Origin of the sequence: Leptospira montravelensis (assembly GCF_004770045.1) — a bacterium.
GTDB classification, from domain to species: Bacteria; Spirochaetota; Leptospiria; order Leptospirales; family Leptospiraceae; genus Leptospira_A; species Leptospira_A montravelensis.
In genome coordinates this window covers 1,047,501-1,071,851 of record NZ_RQFO01000004.1, presented here as the reverse complement: position 1 = coordinate 1,071,851, position 24,351 = coordinate 1,047,501, and the positions used below count along the sequence as shown (strand labels likewise).

At 38.4% G+C, this 24,351-nt stretch carries 20 protein-coding genes and 1 pseudogene (1 of these 21 cut by a window edge); 11 read left to right on the top strand and 10 right to left on the bottom strand.

Annotated elements, in window-relative coordinates:
* The first annotated feature begins 4 nt into the window (after nt 1–4).
* Nucleotides 5–1,672, top strand: coding sequence for an NADPH-dependent assimilatory sulfite reductase hemoprotein subunit (locus tag EHQ31_RS05875; protein WP_135570436.1), 1,668 nt, complete (start codon nt 5–7; stop codon nt 1,670–1,672).
* On the opposite strand, the gene EHQ31_RS05870 is transcribed toward EHQ31_RS05875, so the two are convergent.
* The 9 genes from EHQ31_RS05870 to EHQ31_RS05830 form a co-directional block, all read right to left on the bottom strand.
* On the bottom strand, nt 1,669–2,577 hold the full coding sequence (locus tag EHQ31_RS05870) for a bile acid:sodium symporter family protein (protein WP_135570434.1): 909 nt from the start codon (nt 2,575–2,577) through the stop codon (nt 1,669–1,671). The two genes, EHQ31_RS05875 and EHQ31_RS05870, sit on opposite strands and share 4 nt — an antisense overlap.
* Nucleotides 2,578–3,648, bottom strand: coding sequence for a TauD/TfdA family dioxygenase (locus EHQ31_RS05865; protein ID WP_135570432.1), 1,071 nt, complete (start codon nt 3,646–3,648; stop codon nt 2,578–2,580).
* A gap of 68 nt (nt 3,649–3,716) precedes the next feature.
* A complete protein-coding gene (locus tag EHQ31_RS05860) occupies nt 3,717–4,949 on the bottom strand; it encodes a sulfate adenylyltransferase subunit 1 (RefSeq protein WP_135570431.1) in 1,233 nt (410 codons plus the stop codon).
* The gene (gene cysD / locus EHQ31_RS05855) at nt 4,949–5,857 is read right to left on the bottom strand and encodes a sulfate adenylyltransferase subunit CysD (protein WP_100742436.1); all 909 of its coding nucleotides are present in this window, start codon (nt 5,855–5,857) and stop codon (nt 4,949–4,951) included. The genes EHQ31_RS05860 and cysD overlap by 1 nt, the downstream gene beginning before the upstream one ends.
* A gap of 7 nt (nt 5,858–5,864) precedes the next feature.
* The gene (locus tag EHQ31_RS05850; RefSeq protein ID WP_135570429.1) at nt 5,865–6,590 is read right to left on the bottom strand and encodes a phosphoadenylyl-sulfate reductase; all 726 of its coding nucleotides are present in this window, start codon (nt 6,588–6,590) and stop codon (nt 5,865–5,867) included.
* 68 nt (nt 6,591–6,658) lie between these two features.
* Complete coding sequence (locus tag EHQ31_RS05845) at nt 6,659–7,723, bottom strand: sulfate/molybdate ABC transporter ATP-binding protein (protein ID WP_135570427.1); 1,065 nt, start codon at nt 7,721–7,723, stop codon at nt 6,659–6,661.
* Nucleotides 7,713–8,528 (bottom strand): sulfate ABC transporter permease subunit CysW, encoded by an 816-nt coding sequence (cysW, locus tag EHQ31_RS05840; protein ID WP_135570425.1) that lies wholly within the window; start codon nt 8,526–8,528, stop codon nt 7,713–7,715. Before cysW ends, EHQ31_RS05845 begins: the two co-directional genes overlap by 11 nt.
* Nucleotides 8,525–9,352, bottom strand: coding sequence for a sulfate ABC transporter permease subunit CysT (cysT, locus tag EHQ31_RS05835; RefSeq protein ID WP_135570423.1), 828 nt, complete (start codon nt 9,350–9,352; stop codon nt 8,525–8,527). Before cysT ends, cysW begins: the two co-directional genes overlap by 4 nt.
* A gap of 3 nt (nt 9,353–9,355) precedes the next feature.
* Nucleotides 9,356–10,393 carry a sulfate ABC transporter substrate-binding protein gene (locus EHQ31_RS05830; RefSeq protein WP_135570421.1) on the bottom strand — a complete coding sequence of 346 codons (1,038 nt, stop codon included), beginning with the start codon at nt 10,391–10,393 and terminating at the stop codon, nt 9,356–9,358.
* 179 nt (nt 10,394–10,572) lie between these two features.
* On the opposite strand from EHQ31_RS05830, the gene EHQ31_RS05825 reads away from it, so the two are divergent.
* The 7 genes and pseudogenes from EHQ31_RS05825 to EHQ31_RS05795 all read left to right on the top strand — a co-directional run bounded on the left by EHQ31_RS05825 (nt 10,573) and on the right by EHQ31_RS05795 (nt 20,640).
* Nucleotides 10,573–12,222 (top strand): flagellar hook-length control protein FliK, encoded by a 1,650-nt coding sequence (locus EHQ31_RS05825; protein WP_135570419.1) that lies wholly within the window; start codon nt 10,573–10,575, stop codon nt 12,220–12,222.
* Between the two features lie 32 nt (nt 12,223–12,254).
* Nucleotides 12,255–12,809, top strand: a pseudogene (locus EHQ31_RS05820) (flagellar hook capping FlgD N-terminal domain-containing protein); the annotation flags it as partial.
* A 68-nt stretch (nt 12,810–12,877) separates the two neighbouring features.
* Entirely contained in the window at nt 12,878–14,272 is a 1,395-nt protein-coding gene (gene flgE, locus EHQ31_RS05815) for a flagellar hook protein FlgE (protein WP_135570415.1), read from the top strand.
* A gap of 97 nt (nt 14,273–14,369) precedes the next feature.
* Complete coding sequence (locus EHQ31_RS05810) at nt 14,370–16,712, top strand: tetratricopeptide repeat protein (RefSeq protein ID WP_135570413.1); 2,343 nt, start codon at nt 14,370–14,372, stop codon at nt 16,710–16,712.
* The gene (locus tag EHQ31_RS05805) at nt 16,709–17,701 is read left to right on the top strand and encodes a hypothetical protein (RefSeq protein WP_135570410.1); all 993 of its coding nucleotides are present in this window, start codon (nt 16,709–16,711) and stop codon (nt 17,699–17,701) included. Before EHQ31_RS05810 ends, EHQ31_RS05805 begins: the two co-directional genes overlap by 4 nt.
* 50 nt (nt 17,702–17,751) lie before the next feature.
* Complete coding sequence (locus EHQ31_RS05800; RefSeq protein ID WP_135570408.1) at nt 17,752–19,731, top strand: HD family phosphohydrolase; 1,980 nt, start codon at nt 17,752–17,754, stop codon at nt 19,729–19,731.
* A gap of 72 nt (nt 19,732–19,803) precedes the next feature.
* Nucleotides 19,804–20,640, top strand: coding sequence for an enoyl-ACP reductase FabI (locus EHQ31_RS05795; RefSeq protein ID WP_135570406.1), 837 nt, complete (start codon nt 19,804–19,806; stop codon nt 20,638–20,640).
* 2 nt (nt 20,641–20,642) lie between these two features.
* Here the strand turns inward: EHQ31_RS05795 and murD are convergent, their stop codons facing one another.
* A complete protein-coding gene (gene murD / locus EHQ31_RS05790) occupies nt 20,643–22,064 on the bottom strand; it encodes a UDP-N-acetylmuramoyl-L-alanine--D-glutamate ligase (protein WP_135571011.1) in 1,422 nt (473 codons plus the stop codon).
* Between the two features lie 60 nt (nt 22,065–22,124).
* On the opposite strand from murD, the gene EHQ31_RS05785 reads away from it, so the two are divergent.
* From EHQ31_RS05785 to EHQ31_RS05775, 3 genes are all read left to right on the top strand, one after another.
* A complete protein-coding gene (locus EHQ31_RS05785) occupies nt 22,125–22,457 on the top strand; it encodes an STAS domain-containing protein (RefSeq protein ID WP_002979701.1) in 333 nt (110 codons plus the stop codon).
* A 9-nt stretch (nt 22,458–22,466) separates the two neighbouring features.
* The gene (gene trpC, locus EHQ31_RS05780) at nt 22,467–23,225 is read left to right on the top strand and encodes an indole-3-glycerol phosphate synthase TrpC (RefSeq protein ID WP_135570404.1); all 759 of its coding nucleotides are present in this window, start codon (nt 22,467–22,469) and stop codon (nt 23,223–23,225) included.
* Nucleotides 23,226–23,361: 136 nt separating this feature from the next.
* Nucleotides 23,362–24,351, top strand: the 5' portion of a protein-coding gene (locus tag EHQ31_RS05775) for a sensor histidine kinase (RefSeq protein WP_135570402.1). It continues 693 nt past the right edge of the window; the window shows 990 of its 1,683 coding nt (coding positions 1–990); the start codon lies at nt 23,362–23,364; the stop codon falls past the right edge of the window.

Genomic DNA, 24,351 nt, shown 5'->3' with positions numbered 1-24,351 from the left:
AATCATGGCAGAACAAAAAAAAGAAACACTCGCAGAAAAGGTGAAACGCCTCAGCCGTGGACTTAGAGGAACACTGGCTGATAGTTTAAAGGATGAACATACTGGTTCTTTACGTTCCGATGACCAACTCCTACTAAAGTTTCATGGAATGTACCAACAAGATGATAGAGACCGAAGAGAAGAACGCGCAGCTAAAAAATTAGAACGTTTGTATTCCTTTATGATTCGTTTGCGAATTCCTGGTGGGATGATTGGCCCTGTTCATTGGGAAGCCTTACACAACGTTGCTGGTGAAAATTCGACTGGTACAATCAAAATTACCACTCGTCAAACCGTACAATTACATGGAATTTTAAAATCAAAAATCAAACCAACCATCAAAGCCTTTGATTCTGTTTTTTTAGATTCCATTGCAGCTTGTGGGGATGTAAATCGTAACGTTACTTGTACATCAAATCCTGCCACAAGTCCGTTACATAAAGAAGTGTTCGGTTATGCCGGTGAAATCAGTAGATCGCTACTACCCAAAACCAGAGCTTATTACGAGATTTGGCTCGATGAAAATCTTTTGGCAGAAAAAGAAGAACCAGAAGATCCTTTATACAAGGATGTTTATCTTCCACGGAAGTTTAAAATTGCGATTGCAATCCCTCCTTACAACGATGTGGACCTTTTCACAAATGATATAGGCCTCATTGCTATCATTGAAAATGGACAACTGCTTGGTTTTAACGTAGCTGTTGGTGGGGGACTTGGAACCACTCATGGTAATCCAGACACTTATCCTAGAGTGGGAACTGTATTCGGTTTTATTCCTAAAAAAGATATCTTAAAAGTTGTGTATGAAATTATCACTGTCCAAAGAGATTTTGGAAATAGAGAAGATCGAAAACTTTCTCGTTTAAAATATACTTTGGACCGCTTAGGTGTTGAGTTCTACAAACGAGAAGTAGAAAAACGAGCGGGGATCAGTTTTGAACCAGCGAAAGATTATCAATTTACACAAAGATCTGATGATTTCGGATGGAAACAAGACTCAGCAGGTAACTGGCATTATACTGTGTTTGTCGAAAATGGTCGTGTTTGTGATGAACATGGTTATAATTTAAAAACAGCACTATTAGAGGTATCCAAAACTAGAAGGGCTACCTTTCGATTTACTTGTAACCAAAATCTTATTTTATCTGATATTTTTCCTAAAGATAAGGATCTCATAGAATCCATTCTTGTGAAGTTTGGAGTTCATCGTAAAACTGCGGAAGTTTCACCAATCCGTAAAAATTCAATTGCTTGTGTAGCATTAAACACCTGTTCGCTTGCATTGGCTGAGGGACAAAGATACCTACCAAGTTTAATTGATAAAATTGAACCAATTCTTGGAAAACATGGACTAACTGACGAACCAGTATCCATCCGAATGACAGGCTGTCCGAATGGATGTGCAAGACCTTACATTGCAGAGATTGGTCTTGTGGGAACTTCCTATGGGAAATACAATTTACACTTAGGCGCGGATGCGGAAGGATACAGACTCAATCGAAAGTATAAAGAAGATTTAGATGAAACGGCTATTCTTTCGGAACTGGATGGACTTTTTGGTAAATACGCTAAAGAGCGAAATTCCAAAGAGTCGTTTGGAGATTATATCAATCGAATTGGAATCTTAAATTAAGATTCCAATTCCTTCGGGGCAATTTTATTCCAATAAGTAGCAATCACGGCACCGGCAATCAGGTGCCAAATTCCCCACCAAGCACAAATCATCGCCATTCCCCCAAGCCCATCAAAAAAATTAAAAACAATTGCAAGTCCAAGACTTGAATTTTGAATTCCTGTTTCAATCGCAACCGTCTTTCTGTCGTTTGGCGGCAATCGGAACAGTTTGGCAAAGTAATATCCAAGAGAAAGCCCTGCTAAATTCATAATAAAAACAAGTCCAAAGAGAAGGTGGATGTATTCCTTAAAGAATTTCCAATTGGTGGCAAGAGCTCCGACAATAAAAAAACCAAGTAACAACACCGATATCCGTTGCACTGCTCGTTTTACCGTATGAGTCAGTTTCGGAAACAATTTTTGAAATAGAATTCCTATAACAAGTGGAATGAGTAAAATTAATGTTACCGAAACTAGAATCTCATATGGACTTACCGAAATGGATTTTAGATACTCACGAGTCACTGGGAGTAAATTTCCCCAGAAGAAAAATCCAAGTGGCGTTAAGATAAATGCCAAAGCAGAAGAAAAGGTAGTGAGACTAACAGAAAGTGCTAAATTACCTTTTGCTAAATGAGTGAAAAAATTGGACATATTCCCGCCTGGACATGCGGCCACAAGTACCATACCCAGTGCAAGACCAGGGTGGGGATTTATCACCCAGATGATGAGAAGCGTTGCGAGTGGCAAAAGAACATATTGGCTAAAAAGACCAACAAACGCTGGTTTAGGATTACGTAACAAATGTTTGAAGTCTTGTAGTTTTAATTCTAAAGCAATTCCAAACATAATGAAACCAATCAGTGCATTGATTAAATATACTGATTCTTTGTTGAAATTTAGACGAACTGCATTGATATCCATTTAATCAGACCATCCTACGAGAATTCTGCGTGGGCCTGTAAACGGAAGCCTGCCATGAGAAACTGATAAATTGTCAATGATGAGGACATCTCCCGTTTGCCAAGGAATGGCAACTAAATGTTTCCAAAATACATCGGATATCGATTTCATTTCTTTTGCTGAGATTTCTTCTCCATTGCCATAAGTAACATGTACATCATGGGACTCAGGTCCTAAAATTCGTTTGATGGTTGTTAGAAGAGTGAGTAGAATTGCCACACCAAAAGACCTAAATGTTTTTTGTTTTTTAAAAATTTTCCATACTTCACTTACAGCTGCTTGGTAATGAAAGGTTTGGGAATGATTGTGCCAAGCGATTGTCTTTGCTTCTGGATGGATGCGGAAACCAGATTGTTCGTTGGTAATAGTTAAGGAATCCTTTCCAAACCAATCCAATTGAAATCTATTTTGTTTTGAGATCTTTTTTACTTCTTCTAGGTTTGTGGTTCCAAACATTTCATCCCAACGTTTTGTTTTCCATAAAGAGAATCTGGCTTTTTTGGATGGACCATCGTAACGCCTTCGATAACGAATTCCGTGGTTTTCTATTTTTTCTTTAATTTTTGGATCTATTTCTTTATAAATTTCCCGAAGATCGGTGAGTGGGGTTTCCCCGCCGGTCTCTGAGGCTTTTTCTGCATAAAAAAATAAAAGTTTAGGAGGATTGTCAAGAAAACTCATTTCAGCATGTTGCATGATCGGGTAGTGAGGGGGAAGTTCACTTGCAGTATACACGTGTTTGACGACCTGGTCTCTTGGCGATGTTCCTAAATAAAATTCCCCCAATTTTTTTTCTTCGGTCGCAAAGAGAATGGATTGGAAGTCTGTTGCTTCATGAATAGGAAAACCACGAAAAAGAATGGCACCGTAGGTTTTTAGATCCTCTCTCCATTCCTTTTGGTTTTTTTGAATCCACTGAGTCAGATCCAATAAATCCTTTTCTTCAGAAGGTTCGTAAACAACGGGAAGTTTCGTTTCCCCGATGAAAAATTTGCGGATCCATTGTGTTTTTACTGCAGTAGTTTGGCTCATAATACTGCCAGTTTAGTGAACTGTGCAGTATTATATCAAGAAAAAATCTGCTATAGCAGATTAAATTTCTACAATAGCATTCCGGCACCTACAGTTTGGTTCGTACCTTCATCTACTAAAATGAAACTTCCGGTCCCTCGGATTTTGGAATAGGGATCGTAGGCCACGGGTTTTGCTGTCCTTATGGTGACTTTTCCAATTTCATTTAAAGCCAGACTCGACTGTTCCTTTTTTTCATGGGTGCTCGTTTCCACTCGGTATTCCAAAGATCGAATAGAGGCTTTCACCGCATTTGTCGTTTGGCGTAGTAAATACTTCGAACCAGGTGTCATTGGTTTTTGGTCCATCCAACAGATATGGGCTTCCAAATCTTGAGAAGTAGTTGGTTCCTGTCCAGTGACAACGAGCATATCTCCCCGACTCACATCAATTTCATCTTCCAGGCGAATGACCACAGACATGGGAGCAAATGCAGTTTGTAGAGAACCCGCATAGGTATCAATGGCTTTGATTTTTGATTTGAGTCCACTGGGTAAAACGGTTATGGAATCACCAACGGAAAAGTGGCCACTACGGATTTGACCCGCATAACCTCTGTAATCATGGTATTCCGTTGTTTGAGGACGAATTACATTTTGTACGGGAAATCTTGGGGCCGGTGATTCTTCTTCTGTATGGATTTCGATTCCTTCTAAAAATCCAAGAAGGGATTTTCCTTTCCACCAAGGCATAGAGGTTGATAAATCCACCACATTGTCCCCGTTCAGTGCGGAGATAGGCAGGAAGTGGATGGATTTTAGATCTAGATCTTTTGCAAAATCCAAATATTGTTTTTGGATATTTAAAAACACTTCTTCCGAAAAATCCACTAAGTCCATTTTGTTTACGCACACGACTACATAGGGAATACGAAGTAGGGAGACAATATAAGAATGGCGATAGGTTTGTTCGATCACACCTTTTCTGGCATCAATTAAAATGATCGCAAGATCCGAGTTAGAGGCTCCTGTCACCATGTTTCTTGTGTATTGAACATGGCCTGGTGCATCGGCTATGATAAACTTTCTTTTTGGTGTAGAAAAATATTTATAAGCAACGTCGATAGTGATCCCTTGTTCTCTTTCCGCTTTTAGTCCATCCGTAAGAAGGGCAAGGTTGATTTGACCATTTACCTGTCCTGCTTTTTCAATGGCTTCTAATTGGTCTTGAAAAATAGATTTACTATCGTATAACAATCGTCCGATGAGAGTTGATTTCCCATCATCCACACTACCTGCTGTAATAAAACGTAAAATATCCATTAAAAGTATCCGCCTTTTTTTCTATCTTCCATCGCCGCTTCCGAACGTTTGTCATCCAAACGAGATCCTCTTTCGGTGGTTCTAGAAATTTGAATTTCACGAATGATATCATCGATGGAATTGGCTTCTGATTCCACGGCCGCAGTGCAGGTCATATCACCTACAGTTCGGAAACGAACGGTTCTTGTTTCTACTTTGTCGGTATTGTCTAAGGAGATGAACTTTGATACCGGAAACACTAGGTCTTCTCGCCATACAATTTCTCTTTGGTGTGAAAAATATAGGGAAGGGAGTTCGATTTTTTCTTTGCGAATGTATTCCCAAACATCAAGTTCTGTCCAGTTACTGATTGGGAAAACTCGAACGTTTTCACCTACATGGATTTTTCCATTATAAATATTCCAAAGTTCTGGGCGTTGAAGTTTAGGATCCCATGATCCAAATTCATCCCTTACTGAAAAAATTCTTTCTTTGGCACGAGCTTTTTCTTCATCCCGACGAGCACCACCAATACAAGCATCAAACTTAAATTCAGCAATGGTATCGAGAAGTGTTACCGCTTGGATGGCATTACGACTAGGAAACTTTCCTTTTTCTTCGACTGCTTTTCCTTGGTCGATGGAGTCTTGTACATAACGAACAATTAGTTTTTCACCAGTTCGTTCGGCAAGGTCGTCTCTAAATTTTAGCGCCTCATCAAAGTTATGCCCTGTATCAATATGAACTAAAGGAAAAGGAAATTTACCAGGTCGAAAGGCTTTGAGTGCAAGATGTACAAGACAAATGGAGTCCTTGCCTCCAGAAAATAAAAGGGCAGGTCTTTCAAATTGAGCTGCTACTTCTCTTAAAATATAAATGGCTTCCGATTCTAGTTGGTCTAGATGGGAAAGTCGATGTAAATCGGTCATATTGGTATTATCCTTTTTTCGGTGTGAGTTTGCCGTCTACCCAGTGTAAGCCGCATTCTTTTTTAGATTCTTGTTCCCACCACCATCTTCCGGCACGAAAGTCTTCCCCAGGTTCAATCGCACGGGTGCAGGGAGCGCAACCGATGCTTGGAAAACCTTTATCGTGTAATAGGTTGTATGGTACGTTATGTTCTCTGATATACTTCCAAGTATCTTCAAAGGACCATAAAAGTAGTGGTTGGTATTTGATTAAATTTCTTTGAGGATCCGATTCGAAAATAGACATCTCAGTTCGAAATCCGGATTGGTCTTTTCTGAGTCCCGTCACCCAAACTTCTGTGTTTTTTAAAATGGCATCAAGGGGAACAAGCTTACGAATCCGACAACATTCTTTACGTAAATCTTGGGAATCATAAAAGGCATTCGGACCATTCTCTTCTACAAAGGTTTGAATTTCTTTTTCGTTTGGATAAAAGGCTTCAATTTTTGCCCCATAACGGATGTTTGTTTTTTGCCAAACATCATAGGTTTCTTGGAAGAGGCGGCCTGTATCCAGAGTTGCGATTCGAATGTCGATTTGGTTTGCGAGAATCGCGTGAGTGATGGCCTGGTCTTCCAATCCAAAACTCGTTGTGAAAACAACTTTTCCGGAGAAGTCCAGACTAAGTTGTCGTAATCCCTGTTCCAAGGAGAGGGAGGTATAGGTTTCTGTCAAAACTTCCAAATTTCCCATTTTTTTCCAATCCTACCGTCCAATGTTTTGTATATTGGACGATTTGTAAACTATATTAGCGGAAAATATTAGATAGAGAAGTCTTCTACGTAAACTTTTGCTTTTTTAATCCTAAGGTAGACCGTCTCGCCTGGCAAAAGGTTCAAAAGACGGTAGGTTTCCTGCTCGAGAACTGATTCGATGAGTGTCCCCGTGTCCACTCGTTTCAATTCCACTCGCACATTCCTTCCCGTGGAATGGATGTATTGGATTTCGGCGGCGATCCCTTGGTCAGACTCTCTGACAATTTCCACATCATAAGGACGAACATAGGCCACGGCCACCGATTCTTTTACATCTTGGTGTTCCGTGCTATCGAGGGCCAAATTCCCAATTTTCGTTTTTCCTTCTTCGATCCTTCCGTGAAAAAGATTCACATCTCCGAGAAAATGAAACACAAAAGGAGACTTGGGTTTGTTGTACACTTCGTCAGGACTTCCCACTTGTTCCAGTTGGCCATGATTGAGAATGACAACTCGGTCACTGACTTCCAATGCCTCTTCTTGGTCATGAGTTACAAAAACACTTGTTATATGGATTTCGTCATGGAGTCTTCGTAACCAGTTTCTTAGTTCCTTTCTCACTTTGGCATCAAGGGCACCAAATGGTTCATCGAGTAATAAAAATTTTGGTTCGATGGCAAGGGCACGTGCGAGAGCCACACGTTGGCGTTGGCCCCCAGACAATTCGTGCGGGTATCGGTTATGGAATTTTTCTAATTGGATGAGTGTGAGGAGTTTCGAAACTTTTTCCCCAATTTCTTTTTTCGAAGGTCGCAGGTTTTTTGGTCTGACTTCCAAACCAAAGGCTATGTTTTCGGCAATGGTCATGTGGCGAAAGAGGGCATAATGTTGGAAAACAAATCCGACTTCGCCATTTTGAATTTTAGAAGTGGAGAGGTTTTCACCCACGAACTCCACTTTTCCCGAGGATGGTTCTTCGAGACCTGCGATGATTCGGAGTAAGGTGGTTTTTCCTGATCCAGAGGGACCAAGGAGTGCCACAAGTTCTCCATCAGGAATCGTAAGGTTAACATCTCTTAGAGCGGTGAACGACCCAAAGGTTTTATTTACGTTATTTATTTCAATCGGCATTGTTCTGACTCGCAGTTCGTTTTTCCAAAATCAATTTAAAGATCAGTGTGAGAAGAGAGAGAAACACAAGTAAGGTGGCACAGGAAAAGGCTCCCACGGAATCAAATTCATTGTACAACATTTCGATATGGAGAGGAAGGGTGGTTGTTTTCCCGCGAATATGCCCACTAAGAACCGATACCGCTCCAAACTCGCCCATAGCCCTTGCATTACAAAGAATGATCCCGTATAACAAACCCCATTTGATATTAGGGAGAATGACTCGTCGCAGTAATTGAAAGAAATTAGCACCCAGTAACATACCGGCTTCCTCTTCCTCTCTCCCTTGGCTTTGCATTAAGGGAACTAGTTCCCTTGCCACAAAGGGAAAGGTAATGAATACTGTGGCAAGGATAAGGCCCGGAGTATTAAAAACAATTTTGATTCCATGTGCTGAAAGAAAATCACCAAAGTAACCTTGCCTTCCGAATAACAATAAAAAGATAAGCCCAGAAACTACAGGAGAAACGGCAAAGGGAGAGTCGATGATGGTGACTAAAATATTTTTCCCTGGGAATTGAAACCTTGTGATGGTAAAGGCTGCGGTCACTCCAAAGATTGTATTGAGTATGACAGAGACAACAGATACTTTAATGGTGAGGCCAATCGCATACAGTGCATATTCGCCAGTAATGGATTCGATATACTTTGTATAACCTTCGGAAAATGCTTCGGAAAACACAGTGTAAATGGGCAAAAGAAGGATGATCCCAGCAAAAAAATAAGCCAAAAACACGAGGAAAATGGGCAAAATTTTAATTTTCATGATAATTTTTTCGATGCCCGTTCTTGGAGTAAATTGATTAGAAACATAAAAACAAAAGAAGTGAGTAACATCACAAGTGCAATGGAAGTTGCTTTTTGATATTCGTATTGTTCGAGTTTGGTGACAATGAGAAGAGGAAGGATTTCTGTTTTTCCTGGAATGTTTCCGGAAATAAAAACAACAGATCCATATTCACCAATACTTCTGGCAAAAGCCATTCCTGTTCCGGCTAGTAGGGAAGGCCAAAGTTCGGGTAATAAAACTTTATAAAAAGTTTGGAAGGGTGTCGCACCGAGGCAACGGGCACTTTCTTCCAGTTCCTTTGGTAGTTCTTCGATCACAGGTTGGACAGTTCGTACGACAAAAGGAAATCCAATAAACACTAGCGCGATCACAATTCCAATCGGAGTGTAAGCAATTTTGATACCCCACGGTTCAAAGTAAGATCCAATGATTCCATTTTGAGAATAAATTGTTGTGAGAGCAATTCCTGCCACCGCAGTGGGTAATGTGAAAGGTAAATCAATTAAGGTATCGAGTAATTTTTTAAAAGGAAAGTTGTAACGAACAAGAACCCAAGCGAATAAAAATCCAACAAAGAGATTGATGATGGCAGAGATAAAACCCACACTGAAACTTAAAAAAAGTGCGGAACGAATTCTTTCATCGGCAAACACTTCTAAGATCCCTGAAACTCCAATCCCGAGGGAATGGAAAAAAAGTCCTAGAAGTGGAATGACAACAACCGCGGACGAATAAAAGACAGTCAGTCCTAAACTGATTCCAAAATGTAGTTTTTTATACGGCCGGGTTTCTATAAGCATATTTTAAGGGGTTTTGTAGATGGCATCAAAGACACCTGCATCTGCAAAATGTTTTTTCTGAGCAGATTCCCAAGTTTCCCCTAAATCGGATAGGGAAAATAATTTAATGTTGGGAAATTCTTTTGCAGAAGATTTTGTTACTGCGGCATCTGTTGGTCTAAAAAAATGTTTAGCGATGATCGATTGTCCTTCTTTTGTATAAAGAAACTCTAGATAGGCTGTAGCTTTTTCCAAATTGCCTTTTTCTTTAGCAGTTTTCGTAACAACAGCAACTGGAGTTTCTGCCTTGATGGATTCAGATGGATACACCACTTCTAAAGTGTTTTTTCCTGATCTTTTTTCTTCATCTAAAGAAAGTTTGGCTTCGTTTTCCCAAGTGATGAGAACGTCACCAATTCCTCTTTGGACAAACGTAGTTGTGGACCCGCGGGCCCCTGTATCAAGGACGGATGTATTTTTGAAAAGTGCTTTGACAAACTCAGTGGCTTTTTCATCTGATTTGTATTTGCGTTTTGCAAATCCGTAAGCTGCCAAATAATTCCAACGAGCACCACCACTGGTTTTTGGATTAGGTGTAATGATTGCAACTCCTGGTTTTACGATATCATCCCAATCTTTGATTTTTTTCGGATTGGATTTACGGACTAAAAAAACTATGGTTGAGTAGTAAGGAACACTATTGTTTGGGAGTTTTTTTTGCCAATTTGCTTCGATTAACCCTGATTTGGTGGAGATACTATCAATATCATAAGAAAGAGCAAGGCTCACTACGTCAGCATCCAGTCCATCGATTACTGCACGTGCTTGTTTCCCGGATCCGCCGTGAGATTGTTGGATGGCAAAATCGTTTCCTTTTTTGGATTTCCATTCTTTTAAGAAAGCTTTGTTAATTTCCTCATACAATTCTCTTGTAGGGTCAAAGGACACATGGAGGAAAGTGCCTTCGCTTGCGAGAGAGGAAAAGCTCATCACGCTCAAAAAAATGCACAATATGGCAGAAATTGTTGATTTTAGGTTCGGATTACGGGTATCTATTTTCATTTTTGCGCCCTTTTGTTTAATAAATCAAACTCATCCTCCAATTTAGCGGAAATTTGTCAAACGAAATTTATTTCGTAAAACTCTGTCATTTACCCTTTCCGACATAAACCGGAAAAGGAAGAAGATAATTCTCTAAAGGAAATCTCGGGAAGTTCGATCCTAAAGGGAGAAGGCACCCTATGAACGTAAAAGCCCCAAACCAAAACGTAATCCCATTCCCGAAAGTCGAAGGGAAGTCTTCCCAGCCCACCGGTTTCGAAAACCATGCAGCGGCAGTGAGGGAAAGTTTTGGGGAAATTTTGGAACGAGAGTTCCAGGTGCACACAGAAAAAAAACAACCTAATTCTGAATTCAAAACCAAAACACGCGAAAATGAAGAAGTAAGTTCTTTTTCCGAACCATCTAAATCAGATGAAATCAAAAAACAAGAGTTAACTGCTGTATCAGAATCATCCAATGAAAAAACTATTTCTAAAGAGACAAATTTATCGGAAGAAGCGGATGAATCAGAAGAAAATACGGAAGAGGAAGATTTGGACCGTGATGCATTGGAGTATAGCATTGATTTGGTGACTTCTTATGCGGATTGGGACCGGTCTTTGGTTTCAGCAAACCAAATGACGGAAATTGTAAATAAAGAAAAAACTGTCTTACTCTCCTTACAAAAATCTGCTGAAAAAACTACAGCTTATTCCTCTTCCCCTAAAGAAGGATCTGGTTTTATCGATGAAGCAAAAAAATTAGCAATGCAACTTTTCCAATCAGAAAAGGGAACCAAACAGAACGAACCAACTATCCTAAAACCACAAATCAATTTAGAGAAAGATTCTAACTTAGTTCATTTTCCTAAGTCGGAAAAAAAAACCTTAGAAAATAAAAGAGGCAATGATAAATTAGAATCTTTAAATATTAAAAAAGAGCCTATCCATTCTGGTTCGGTAATATCTGATTTAGTCTTTGCCAAAGGCAAAGAAGTAAAAGTGGAAGGAAAAGAAATTCCGACGGAACATTCTGTTCGTAAGAATGACGGAAAAATCAAACCAAACAAACAAACTAAAAACGGATCTGAAAACTTGGAAGTATCATCGGAACCAGAAAAATCAAACCAATCTGTTAATTCAGATAAGATGATTCGTTCGCTCGGTATCAAAGATAAAGAGTTTCAAAAACAAGATTCGAAAGTACAAACTCCTTCTGAAAAACAAAAACAGACAGAGGTTTCTTTTATCTCTAATATTCAAAATTCCTCATCCTCTAAATCGGGAGAAGAGGGTGGTCGTTCTTTTGAAGAGCGTGGATCCAAACAAGGTTTTTCATTTTCCTCTTTAGAATCTAAATCTACGCAAAAAACTGAAGACATTCGTTCTGCGGAAAAAACTGCAAAACCAAAAGAGTCCAACCTCAAACAAAATATCGACGAACTCATCAAACAAGCTCGGTTTGATATTGTTCAAAACGGAAAGTCCAGTGCAGAAATCGTAATGAATCCCAAAGAATACGGTAGGCTTACTTTGAAAGTCACTGTAGATGGGGATAAAGTGGAAGGCCGAATCCTTGTGGAATCGGAAGAACTTCAGAAATCTCTTCAAAACGAAATTCAAACTATTAAAGAAAACTTAAAAGAATCTGGTCTCGACTTACAAGCGCTCATCATTGATTTATGGGATGATGGAAGTGGCCTTACTGATCGAAGAGAACAAAATGAACTCTACCAAACGATGGTAGGTGCGGCCCGGTTTCGCAATACTGAAAACAATTTAGGTTTAGAAGAATCGGCGGACTTACTGCAAGACATAGAAGAATCCAAAACATTGGAATTTTTCGCATAAACGCCAATCAATATAGAAAAATAGAGGATCCCATGCCAGAAGGAATGTCAGATATATCGACTCAAAATTCAGCTAGAACCAAATACTTTGAAGGGGATAGAACTTTCAATATTCGTAAACATTTGGATCAGTTAGAAAAAGAAGAAACAAGTGGTTTGAAGGGAATCGAAATTCGTGAGAAACAAAAGGAACTAGGAAAGGATGATTTTCTAAAACTCCTTCTCACGCAACTTTCTCACCAAGATCCAACAAACCCAGTGCAAGACAAAGACTTCATTGCTCAAATGGCTCAGTTCTCATCTCTCGAACAAATGAAAAATATTTCTTCTGGAATTGCTAGAATGGAATCTAAACAAAGTTATTCGGTAGTGGGTAAAATTGTGTCCGGGCCAGATTTAGTCACAGGTGAAGATGTGACAGGACTTGCGGGTGCTATTCTTTTTGATAACGAAGGGAAAACATATGTGCGTGTCAATGGTAGGATGCTTGATGTTGCAAAAATCAATTTGATTTCTGATCCATCACTACTCAAAGCAGAACCAGAATTCCAACGCCCACAGAACGCGACAAACGTTCCGAATAATACATTAAAAAAACAAGAAGCTTATCAGGATTAATCAAAAATGGTCGATAGAAAAAGAGAGGATATAACGTTATGATGAGATCACTTTACTCCGGAGTTTCCGGATTGAAAAACCACCAAGTAAGAATGGATGTTATTGGTAACAACATTTCCAACGTGAACACACACGGTTTTAAAACGGAACGAGTTACCTTCCAAGATATGATCTCGCAAGAGTTACAAGGTGCGTCAGAACCAAACGAAAGGATCGGGGGAACAAACCCGAAACAAGTTGGTCTTGGTTCTCTCATCGCTGCTATCGATAAAATTATGACACAAGGTGCTTTGCAAACTACAGGAAAAAATACTGATGTTGCAGTCTCAGGTGAAGGTTTCTTCGTTGTAAAAGACGGCGACAAACAATTTTATACTCGCGCTGGTGCTTTCAACGTAGATAAAAACGGATTTTATGTAAACCCTGCCAACGGCTTAAAAGTACAAGGTTGGAATTCTCGTTTGGATGATGGTGGAAACAAATACATCAACTCCGCAGGATCTTTGGAAGACATCATGATTCCTCTTTATTCCAAAGAACCGGCTCGTGCGACTCAAAACGTAGATTTTCAATCCAACCTCAATGCAAGTGTTGCCGCAGTTCCCTCTGATGCAACAGAAGAAGACATCCAACGTTATATCAATGATCCAGATCCTCGCCAAAGAAGAGGCCATGTAACATCCATTAATGTATATGATGAACTCGGAAACACTCGCCAAATGGGAGTGGAGTTTTACAAAATGAGAGAGAACGTTTGGAAGATGCGTTTCAAATTGGAAGATGCAAGCCAAGTTTCTGTAGACGTCAGTGGAACAGGTGGAGAAAACACAAAAGTTTCTGGAAACCAAGAGCTTGAAGTATCTTTCACACCAGACGGGAAAATCATCTCGGTCTCTGATGGAGTGGATTCCCAAACGACTGGAAAACTCAAAGCAGATATTTCTTTCCGCATTCCTGGAAACCCAACCGCTCAAAAATTCAGTTTGAATTTAGGAGAAGCAGGTCTTGTGGGTGGGATCACTCAGTTCTCTTCTGATTTTACAACGAAAGCTGTGAAACAAGACGGATACCCAATGGGATATATGGAATCTTTTTCCATAGATAACACAGGAACCGTAACGGGAGTATTTTCTAATGGAGTGCGCCAACCACTCGCAAGGATTGCACTTGCCAACTTTACAAACCCAGCCGGTCTCAATAAAGAAGGGGACACAATGTATAGTTACTCTCTCAACTCAGGGGATGCAAACATTGGGGAAGCAGGAAGCCAAGGCCGTGGAAAAATCAATGCGGGACTCCTAGAGATGTCAAACGTGGATCTTTCTGACCAGTTCACTGATATGATTGTGACCCAAAGGGGATTCCAAGCCAACTCCCGAACCATTGTGACTTCTGACCAAATGATCCAGGAAGTTCTAGGTCTCAAACGATAAGATTCGATTCCTAACGGGGGAAACCCCGTTTTTTCCTTGAGTTCTGCAAAATTCTAAGAAAAATAGGTCAAACTAAACTTTTTAGAATTAACAAAACTTGTCCCGCTTTCAAAAAAATACCCTACTCACCTTTTCCCTTTTGGCCTTTGTCGCCTATGCTCCGTTATACTATTCGATTCGAAATGCGATCCAAAAAGAAACCTTACCGGTAACTTATGAATCCGCCGAAACAGTTTCCTTTTTTAGTTTAGGCGACTTTGAAATTTCAGGAAAAGAATCTGATCCCAAAACCTTACATCTACTTTCTGAGTTGATTGATTTTGAATTTCAAAAAGTGACTGGGGGAGTGTATCTTGGAAAAGAAAATTCGCTCACACTTGCAAAGAAACTAAGGTCCAATTTTGTTTTTACCGGAGTTTTCGAGTGGAAAGAAAAGGGAATTGAATTCATACCTAAATTAAAATCATTAGAACTTAAATCAACTTACACGGGTAAGTCGGTGTTTCTGCCTTATGAAGAACGTGGGAAATTGGTTTCTCTTGTTTATCGATCACTTTCTCATCTTTTGGATGAAACCATTCGTTTGCATCGTTTGATGAAACGAACACCAGAATGGAAATTTCCTTCCGAAGTGGTATTTCTTTCTGAATCCGAGTTTGTTCGTTTGTCTGAATATGATCCCAAGTTATCTCTGGAAGAAAAAAATGTCCTTTTGAAATCTTTGGAATTTCCATCCGAGTATTTACAGTTCATTAAAATTGGTCTTAGTTTAGAAAAAAGAACAGAAGAATCATTCAAGGAAACTTGGCGGAATGTGGGTGGGAATTTAAATTTCTCAGCCTACACGAGGTTCTATGTTGCAAAAACTATTGCTGATTACTATTTCACAAAACAAGAATTTAGTAAAACCATTGAGTATGCAAACGCCGCAAAAAAAGAAAGAGAACTTCTTAAATCCGTATTTCATAGCGATTATGCAGATACACTTTCTTTACTCGGAAAAGCTTTGGTTCTGGACGGAAAAAAAGAAGAAGCTGTTTACTATTTAACTTCTGCCAGAAAACTTTATGACACTTTGGGTCTTTTGTCTGATCCAAACTCAGTAGAAAATTCATATTTTTATGGACTTCTACTTTATGATCTTTCGCAAGCCGAACTTGCTTCGTATGAACTTTCCTCAATTCGAAATAAATACAAAGGTATTGATTCCCTTTATCTGGATTTTAATTTGGCAAAGGTTTATTATGATTTAGGTAGGTATGATGCTGCCTTGTCATTGTTACAAGACCAAAGAAAAGTGATTATGGATGAAAGTTATGCCAATCATGACATAGCATTGTATTCTTATAATTTATATGCGGCCACTCTTTATAAATCGGGAAAATGGAGTGTTGCAAATTCAGTTTGGGAAGCTCTTGTTTCTGCCAAATCCATCTATGGAATTGAAGAAAAGCCATATCATAGATTTGCGCTTTATAACCTTGCAGTTCTTTCTAAACTTCGAAACAATCCAGAACAAACAGAAACTTATTACAAACAATACGTAAGATTATCTCCTTATGGTCAAATAGTCGATTTACCTACAACGGATCGTTTTGAAATTGGAAAAACTATTTATCCTTATACTTGGGAAACTTTAAATCCCAACTCCTTTACTGAATTAGAAGAAAAAACAATAAGGTCGTATACTGGACGTTATTTGTTTAATAGCCAAGATGAAGAAATTCGTGCAAGGACCTATGAAAATAGATTGGAAGACACTAATTTATTTTTGGATGATTTATTAAATGCAAAGGCGTTTCTTTCTAAACCTATGTCAGCGCTCCGAAAAACTTTGTTTGGTGATCTGAAGCGTTTTGATAAAGGAAATCAAATTGTATTTTTTGATATTGGTCCTGCATTAAACCATCCCGAATATCCTGGAGTTACCTCACTTGCTGTGGCCAAACATTTTTCAGGAATGGAAGTTGTCTTATGGGAGTTACCTGGGGAAGTGGATTTGTTTTTGAAAAAGGTAAAACCGGAATTAAAAGATAGGCTTTATGCTTTTCCAAACATTCGGATTCTTTCTGCGGATGGAGTGGGTGAATTCCAAACAGTTTATTCCAACCCTAACAATTGGATTTTAAGGAACCGTCCAGTTCCCAATTTAAAAGGAAAAACCATCATCATTCGTGCAGCAAACTCGATTGATATCTATGAGCCATATACAAAAATTCTCCCCCATTTCCAAAACATTGGAAAGGAACTGAAAAATAACCCTATCCTTTATTTTTTCAATCGGAGTATTTTATTAAAACCTGCTGGAAGTGAAAAATTTATCCTCATTGGAAATCAATCCATCAGAGGATTTCATCATAACTTTCAAAGTTTAGATCGTAACGGAGAACCGCCGTATTCCATCCTTCCGTTTACTGTTTGTGAGGAAGTAAACCTATGAATTTATTTGAAACAGAATTCCTCTTTTGTATTTTATCTGGTTTCTTTTTGTTTCATTCGATCGAAAGATTATCTGATGAGTGGAAAAGAAGAGAATTAGTTTTCCTTTGGACTAACATCACTGGTTTTGGATTTATCATTACAGAATCACTATTAAAATGGGGAATTCACTCGGATCTTTGGAACACAGATTCCATTTTCGGTTATATCACTAGAAGTAATTTATTACTATTTTTATCTTATGTAACCTTGGAAGAAAGGATATTTACTTTAAAACCATCGAGAAGGTTTTTTGTTTCTGTGTTTTTATACCTTTTTTGGGTAGGTGTTCTTTTTGGGATTCAGTTTTTCCAAAAAACTATTTTTGTCCAAGATAATACTTTTATTTTACCATTTGCAATCTCTCTCGGTGCTTTTATTTGGTCTCGGGAAATGTTTTGGAGTTTTGAAGAAAATTCTCCTAAGTTAGGTGAGGATTCTTCTCGATTGGTATATTTGTGTTTTTTGCCAGCAACGTTTTTGGTTTTATCTCCTTGGAAGTTTGAAGTCAGTTTTTACACAAAAGTGGCAAACATTCTACTGTATGGAATATCATCCCAAATTGGATTTCAATTTGTTTCGAAATTTAAGAAAGAATCAGTTCCCGCGGAATCAGAAATAGGAATATGGATCGGGGCCATAACCTTTTCTTCCTGTTTAGGAACAGAAATTCTCGTTGTTCTTCCTTTAGCCATCCTTTCTGGAATATTTGGTAGGTTGTTGTATTCCTACCTTTCTTCCCTTTCCTGGTCTGAGCCAAGCATCCGGGGAGTGGTCTCATTCCTCTTTCCATCTTTTTTAGGAATTTTTCTTCCATTTTTACTGACAGAACCAAAGGATTGGGTCCACTCACCCTACGTATTGTTAGGGGTTCAAACATTGTATTTTTTAAGTTTTTATTTGGCCGGCGCTTTTAGTTTTGGTCTCATCCTCTTAAACAAACAAAAGTAAGATTATTTTTGTAAAAAACAATCGACAGTCGTTTTTTTCATGTCGATAGTATGCCTGTGACCAAATCTTCGGATTCGCAATTCATCATCACGGACGACCCTTTTTTTGAAGGCAAAATAGCCGATTATTCCAAAAAAATCAAAGCTAAGGTTTTGACCTTAGCCGAGTTAGACCAAATAGAATCAGATTCGCAAGGCAGAATCGCCAAAGTATTATTTTATATCTCTCGGTATGAATTGGAATCGAAACATAAGGAGATCCACCAATTTTTAAAGGATCATCCGACCATTATGTCGAACTTTATTGTTCGAGCTCCCATTGATTACACCGGATACATAGCACTAGACATTGAAGAAGATTTATTTTTTACAAATGTGCCTGATGATGCTCCTCTAGTTTTTTTGGTAAAGGCATTTGTCAATGCGTTCACAAGCCTTCAGATGGTTGTGGATAAATTTGAACTTCAAAAACGAATCAATGTATCTACAAATGAAATTTCCAAACTTACAAAGATTGGAATTAGCCTTGCCAATGAAAAAGATTTTACGAAATTGCTTCGTGATATTTTAAATTCTGCCCGCGAAATTTCTAATTCAGATTCGGGATCTTTATATTTGGTAGAAAAGGATGAAAGGGGAAATCCTAGAAACCTTAGATTTAAAATCTCTGCTCTTGATTTGAATTCTGATGAATTTATTTTACCAATTAATAAAAAGAGTATTGCGGGTTACGTAGCATTTACTGGAAAACAACTAAATATTCCTAACGTTTACGAATTGTCTGGAAAGGAAGAATATAAATTTAACAGTGATTTTGATAAAATGAGTAATTATTATTCAAAATCGATGTTAGTTGTTCCAATGAAGGACCATCATGATGAAGTGGTAGGTGTCATTCAACTCATCAATCGAAAGAAAAATTTTCAAACCAAACTTACTTTAGAGGAAATGAAATCCAATTCCATTTTAGATTACGATAAGTATTCCGAAGAATTGGTGATGGCAGTGGCAGGCCAAGCGGCAGTGGCCATCCAAAATAACAATTTGGTTCATGATATAGAAACCCTATTTGAAGGATTTGTAACTGCTAGTGTTTCTGCGATTGAATCTAGGGATCCAACAACTTCGGGTCATTCGTTTCGAGTGGCACAGTATACAGTGGGTTTAGCAGAGTCTGTCAATGCAATTCAAACGGGAAGATTTAAAGATATACACTTTAATGAATCACAAGTAAAGGAAATTCGTTATGCATCACTCTTACATGATTTTGGAAAAGTAGGAGTTCGGGAAAAGGTTCTTGTCAAAGCCAAAAAACTAGAAGATTACGAATTAGATTTAATTCGATGGCGTTTTCAGTTTATTTTAAAAGATGTAGAAGCAAAACTATCACAAAAGAAAATCGAATATCTAAAAAAACATGGGAACAGTGGTTATGCGGAGTTTGAGAAGTCAATCCAACTCGAATACACTTTGGAAAAAGAAAAATTAGAAGAAATGGTTCGCGTGATTTCGGAATCCAATGAACCTTCCATTTTAGAAGAAGGAAATTCCAACTTTTTAGAAGAGATTTCCAAAATGAGTTATCATACAACTGACGGGAACCAACTAAACTTACTAATGCCAAAAGAATTTGGATTTTTATCCATTCGTCGTGGTTCCTTAGATTTTGAAGAACGTAGAGAAATTGAATCTCATGTGGAACATACATTTCAGTTTCTTTCCAAAATTCCTTGGACAAGAGAATTAAAAATGGTTCCAGCCATTGCGCACGGACATCACGAAAAATTGAATGGTTCCGGTTACCCGCGAGGCCTTTCTGCGGTGGAGATCCCTGTCCAAGCGAAAATGATGGCCATTGCCGATATCTTTGATGCGCTTACCGATCAAGATCGCCCATACAAAAAAGCTGTCCCCTTGGAACGCGCTTTTGACATTCTAAAAATGGAAGTTCGTGACCAACACATTGATGGGGATCTTTTGGATATTTTTATTGGCAGTAAGGCATACGAAAAAATTTCTCATAAACGATGAAATAAACGTGAAAAAAACTTCGTATTTTTGATTTCCTTTTTCCTCCTTTTTGTCTAATCGGTGAGGGTAAAAATGAACTATAATTTGTCTGGTAGAACTGTAATCGTTACGGGAATTACGGATTCGTCATCGCTTGCTTTAGTGATCGCCAAAGAATGTAAACAGCTAGGTGCCAATTTGATTTGTACGGGTCTTGGAAAAACTGAGTTCCACAAAAATCTTTCAGAAGCTGGACTTTCTTTTTTAGAACGTACATACTCAGATTTCACCAAAACCGTAAAGGAAGAGTTAGGTGATGATGTAATTACTTATCCATTAGATGTGACCATTCAGGCAAATATAGATGCTTTTGCCGATTTTTTACAAACAAATAAAATCAAAATCCATTCCTTTTTACATTCCATTGCAATGGATAAAACCATTCGTCAAGGAAAAGTAAAACCCATTATGACAATCTCCCGTGAGGAGTTTATGGATGCTATGAATGTATCAGCCTTTTCTCTTCTTGCTCTAACCCAAAGTTTGTACCAAAGGAATTTGTTGGTAGAAGGTGGTTCTATTGTTGCTTTGAGTTATTTAGGTGCAGAAAAGGTTGTTTCCCATCCTTACAAAAACATTGGTGTTGCTAAATCGGCATTAGAGCGATTGGTAAAAGAAATGGCAATGGAATTAGGAAAGGAAAAACAAATTCAAGTGAATGCCATTCGATTTTCTCCTTACCGGGCAAGTAAGGCTGGTTCGGCGATTGAAGGATTAGAACAAGCGGAGAGCAGTTGTGAAGAACTGTCTCCTTTGGGAAATGCTAAGGCAAAGGACTTAGCTGAAGAAGTAGCTTATTTATTCCGACCAGGGAACCGGATCACTGGTGAAATACGCCATGTGGATGGCGGTTATCACATTCGCGGCTAAATTCACGAAAAGAGTTGCGTAACCAAACTTTCGAAATGGTTTCCTCTCTCTTCAAAATTTTTATACAAATCAAAACTTGCTCCTGCCGGTGAAAAAATCACCGATAGGGAGTTGGACTCATTTCCTGATTTACGAACCATTGAGGAATCGAATGTATTTGTATTAAGATGCGAATCGATTTTATTTTTCAGATCTTCGAGGAGAGAGGAAAGATTGGGAAAATAATAAACGGGTAATCCTGTTTTTTCAAACTCTGGTTTCCAAACTTCTACAGCCTTTCCATAAACCCAGATAGGACATTCTAATTCTTTCCATCGTGCTAAAAATGGTTCGATGGGTTCTTGTTTGGGAATTCCTCCTAAAATCAAAAACAATCCATCTCCTTTTTTAAATCCAGAAATACCTGAAAGCATGGAATGAAGGTTTGTGGATTTTGAATCATTGATAAACTGAATCGATTTATATGGGTTTTGAAACCCAGAATTTTCTATCTTTCGGAACCTATGTGGCAGGCCCAAAAAAGTTTCGAACGTGGTTTGGATTTCCTCTTTTTTCATTCCCATTGATTCACTGAGTGCAATGGCAAAACATAAATTCATAAGGTTGTGTTTTCCTTTTAGTGGAAACAAAGAAACATCATAAACAAAATTTGGGGTGTGCACAAGATTTGGTTCTAAACTGAGAAAATATTTTTGGTTTTCACCTATCGGATGTAAGTTGTCTTTTTTTTGAGAAAGAGGTGGGAAATACTGAAAAAAATTTGGGTTCACAAATAATTTATGATTTGGGTTTTCCAAATCTTGGATTTTCCATTTCGCTTTTGCATAGGACTCCATTGTTTTATGTCGTTCCAAATGATCGGATGCCAAATTTAAAATGGCAGAAGACGTTATATGTAAGTTAGGTGAGTCGTCTAGTTGGTAACTAGAAAGTTCCAATACAACTAAATCAAGTGGTTCTAAACAAAAAGATGTGAAGGGAACTCCGATATTTCCTCCCATTTTGGAATTGGGAAATTTTGATTTTAAAATATGATAGGTGAGGGCAGTGGTGGTTGATTTTCCATCCGTGCCTGTGATTCCAATGATAGGGCCTTTGTAAAAAACTCTACCCAAACCAATTTCACTTAAAACGGGAATTTGCCTTTCTTTTGCTTCTTCCAAGATGGGATGGTTCGGTAGGATTCCTGGACTTTTGATAATACAGTCAACCTCTCTTAAAATTTCCTGTGGTTGATTGTCTGACAAAACTTCCTCATACAAAGTGGAGTTGGCTTTCTCTGGAAACTTGTCGGCTAATATACAGATTTTTCCTAGGGAAGTTAGTAATTGGGCAGAGGAGTCCCCGGAGGACCCACCACCTAAAATCAGGAATTTTTTGAATTTGTCTAGGTCAGAAGCCTTAGGAATGGATTGTGAAAACATTGATTGACACTGCGCTAAAATAGGATGATTTTGTAAAATCATATCAGGTTGGGTAAATCGGTGCTGAAACACGAAGTGAAAGACGGAAAACTAGTCGTTTATCTGGAAGGTCGATTGGACGTTTCTGTGGCAAATGAAGTGGAAGAGGGCCTTATGGAACTCATCGATAATGCGGGGCATAGAAAAGTCCTTCTGAATATGAAAGACGTTGAATATATGTCATCCTCTGGTTTCCGAGCTTGTATATCTACTCTCAGAAAACTTAATTCGAAAGAGGGTGCTTTAAAAATTTCTAATATCAAACCTGCGGTCAAACGTATCTTTGACGTGATCGAACTTACTTCTCTTTTTGATATTTACGATTCAGAAGACGCTGCGTTAAAAGCGTTTTAAGCGGGGTTCTTGAATCCTGTATTACATAAAATTGTCGAGACCAAACAGGAAGAGATTCTCTTAGGAAAAGGGAAAACTCTTCCACCTCGAAAGATTCCTATTCGACCTTGGGAATCAAATCTCAAAACGAACTCCATTTCTGTTATTGCCGAATGTAAAAAAGGAAGCCCTAGTTCTGGGATTCTTCGCCCTGACTACGATCCCGTAAACATTGCCTCTATTTACGAATCCGCTGGTGCTGGTGCGATTTCTGTTCTCACGGACTCACAGTATTTTTTTGGATCCTTATCTGACTTAACCTCGGTTTCTGAGTCCGTTTCTATTCCTGTGATTCGAAAAGACTTTATCATTGATCCGATTCAAATCGATGAAGCTTATGCATACGGTGCTTCCGCCATTTTGCTCATTGTAAGGATTCTAACTCCAAAGGAATTATCATCTTTACATAGTTTTGCGAAAAATTTAGGTCTTTCTGTCCTTGTGGAAACCCACAACCGAGAAGAGGTAAAAATTGCACTTGATGCTGGAGCCACAACCATAGGAATCAATACCCGCGATCTTGACACATTTGAAATTCATAAAAACCTAATTGAAGAGATTGCTCCTGAATTAGATGATTCCATCATCCGTGTGGCTGAATCAGGGATAGAAAGTTATTCAGATTGGCAAAAATACAGAGGAATCGTTGACTCTATGTTAGTCGGAACTTACTTTATGAAAAGTAAGGACATTGCAAAAGACTTCCGCGCCCTCTTGTCAGGAAACTAATCTACGGTTTTTTATTACATTCTAAGCCTTTTTCTGTTTAGAAAACTTGACCCTTTTTAGGGTAACCCGTATAACCCTCAAAAATCCAAAGATATTTTCGCTTTTCTCCTACTGTCCTTCCGTTAATCTATCCTTCATGATCTGGAAACAATTCCTAAAGGGATTCGTTTTGTTTCTATTGTATATAGGGACTGCTAAATTAGGAATGGAGTTCTTTTCCTTCCAGCCAGTGAACCTTGCGGTTCTTTGGATTCCTTCAGGGATTGGGCTGATTGGATGTTTGTATTTTGGGTTTCGATTTCTTCCTGTGATTTGGCTTGCGAGTTTCCTCGCGAATAAAGACGGGCTTATTCAAAGCCAACATGGTTTGGACCAATTCAACTTATATTTGAGTATCTGTCTGACTGCCGGAATTGATACCTTACAATCCACTTTAGCTTATACTTTCTGGATTCAAAAAATTCGCAAAAGTTTAAATTCTGCAAAAGATAATTTCTTTTTTGTTACTTATGTTTGTTTTCTTTCTAGTTTGATTTCCATTTTATGTCTTGGTGGAATTCTTTATTACTTTGGGTATTTTTATCGGTTAGATCTTTCCGATATGGTCCGGACATTAATCGTAATTACCTTTGGAGATACGATTGGAATTTTCATCACAGTGCCTTTTTTTATGGCATGGAGAAAATTCCGGTTTGGAGATTTGTCGATTAAACTGATCCTTTGGACCACCACTTTTATCTTAGTCCAACTCGTTATTGTTTATCACTTTCCTTATTTATTCTTTTTATCCTTTTTGATTTTAATTTACTTGGGTTACCGGTTTCAAATTAGAGGGGTTACCTTAGGAGTATTTTTATTATATCTTTCTAGTATTCTTATGACCCGACTTGGTGTTGGTCCGTTTGTATATTCTGGAGCATTTGACTCTTATATTTATTTAATTTCGTTTCTGATCCCGTTTTCTATTTTATCTGAGTTCATTACTTTACAATACCAAAGGCTGATAACCTATCGATTTGAGTTGGAAAAAAAGGTCTTTGATCGAACTAAATTACTCAGAAAACAAGTGTTCGAAAAGAATAAAGCAATCGAAGCCCTACATACTTCTGAAAAATTACTTAGTGAG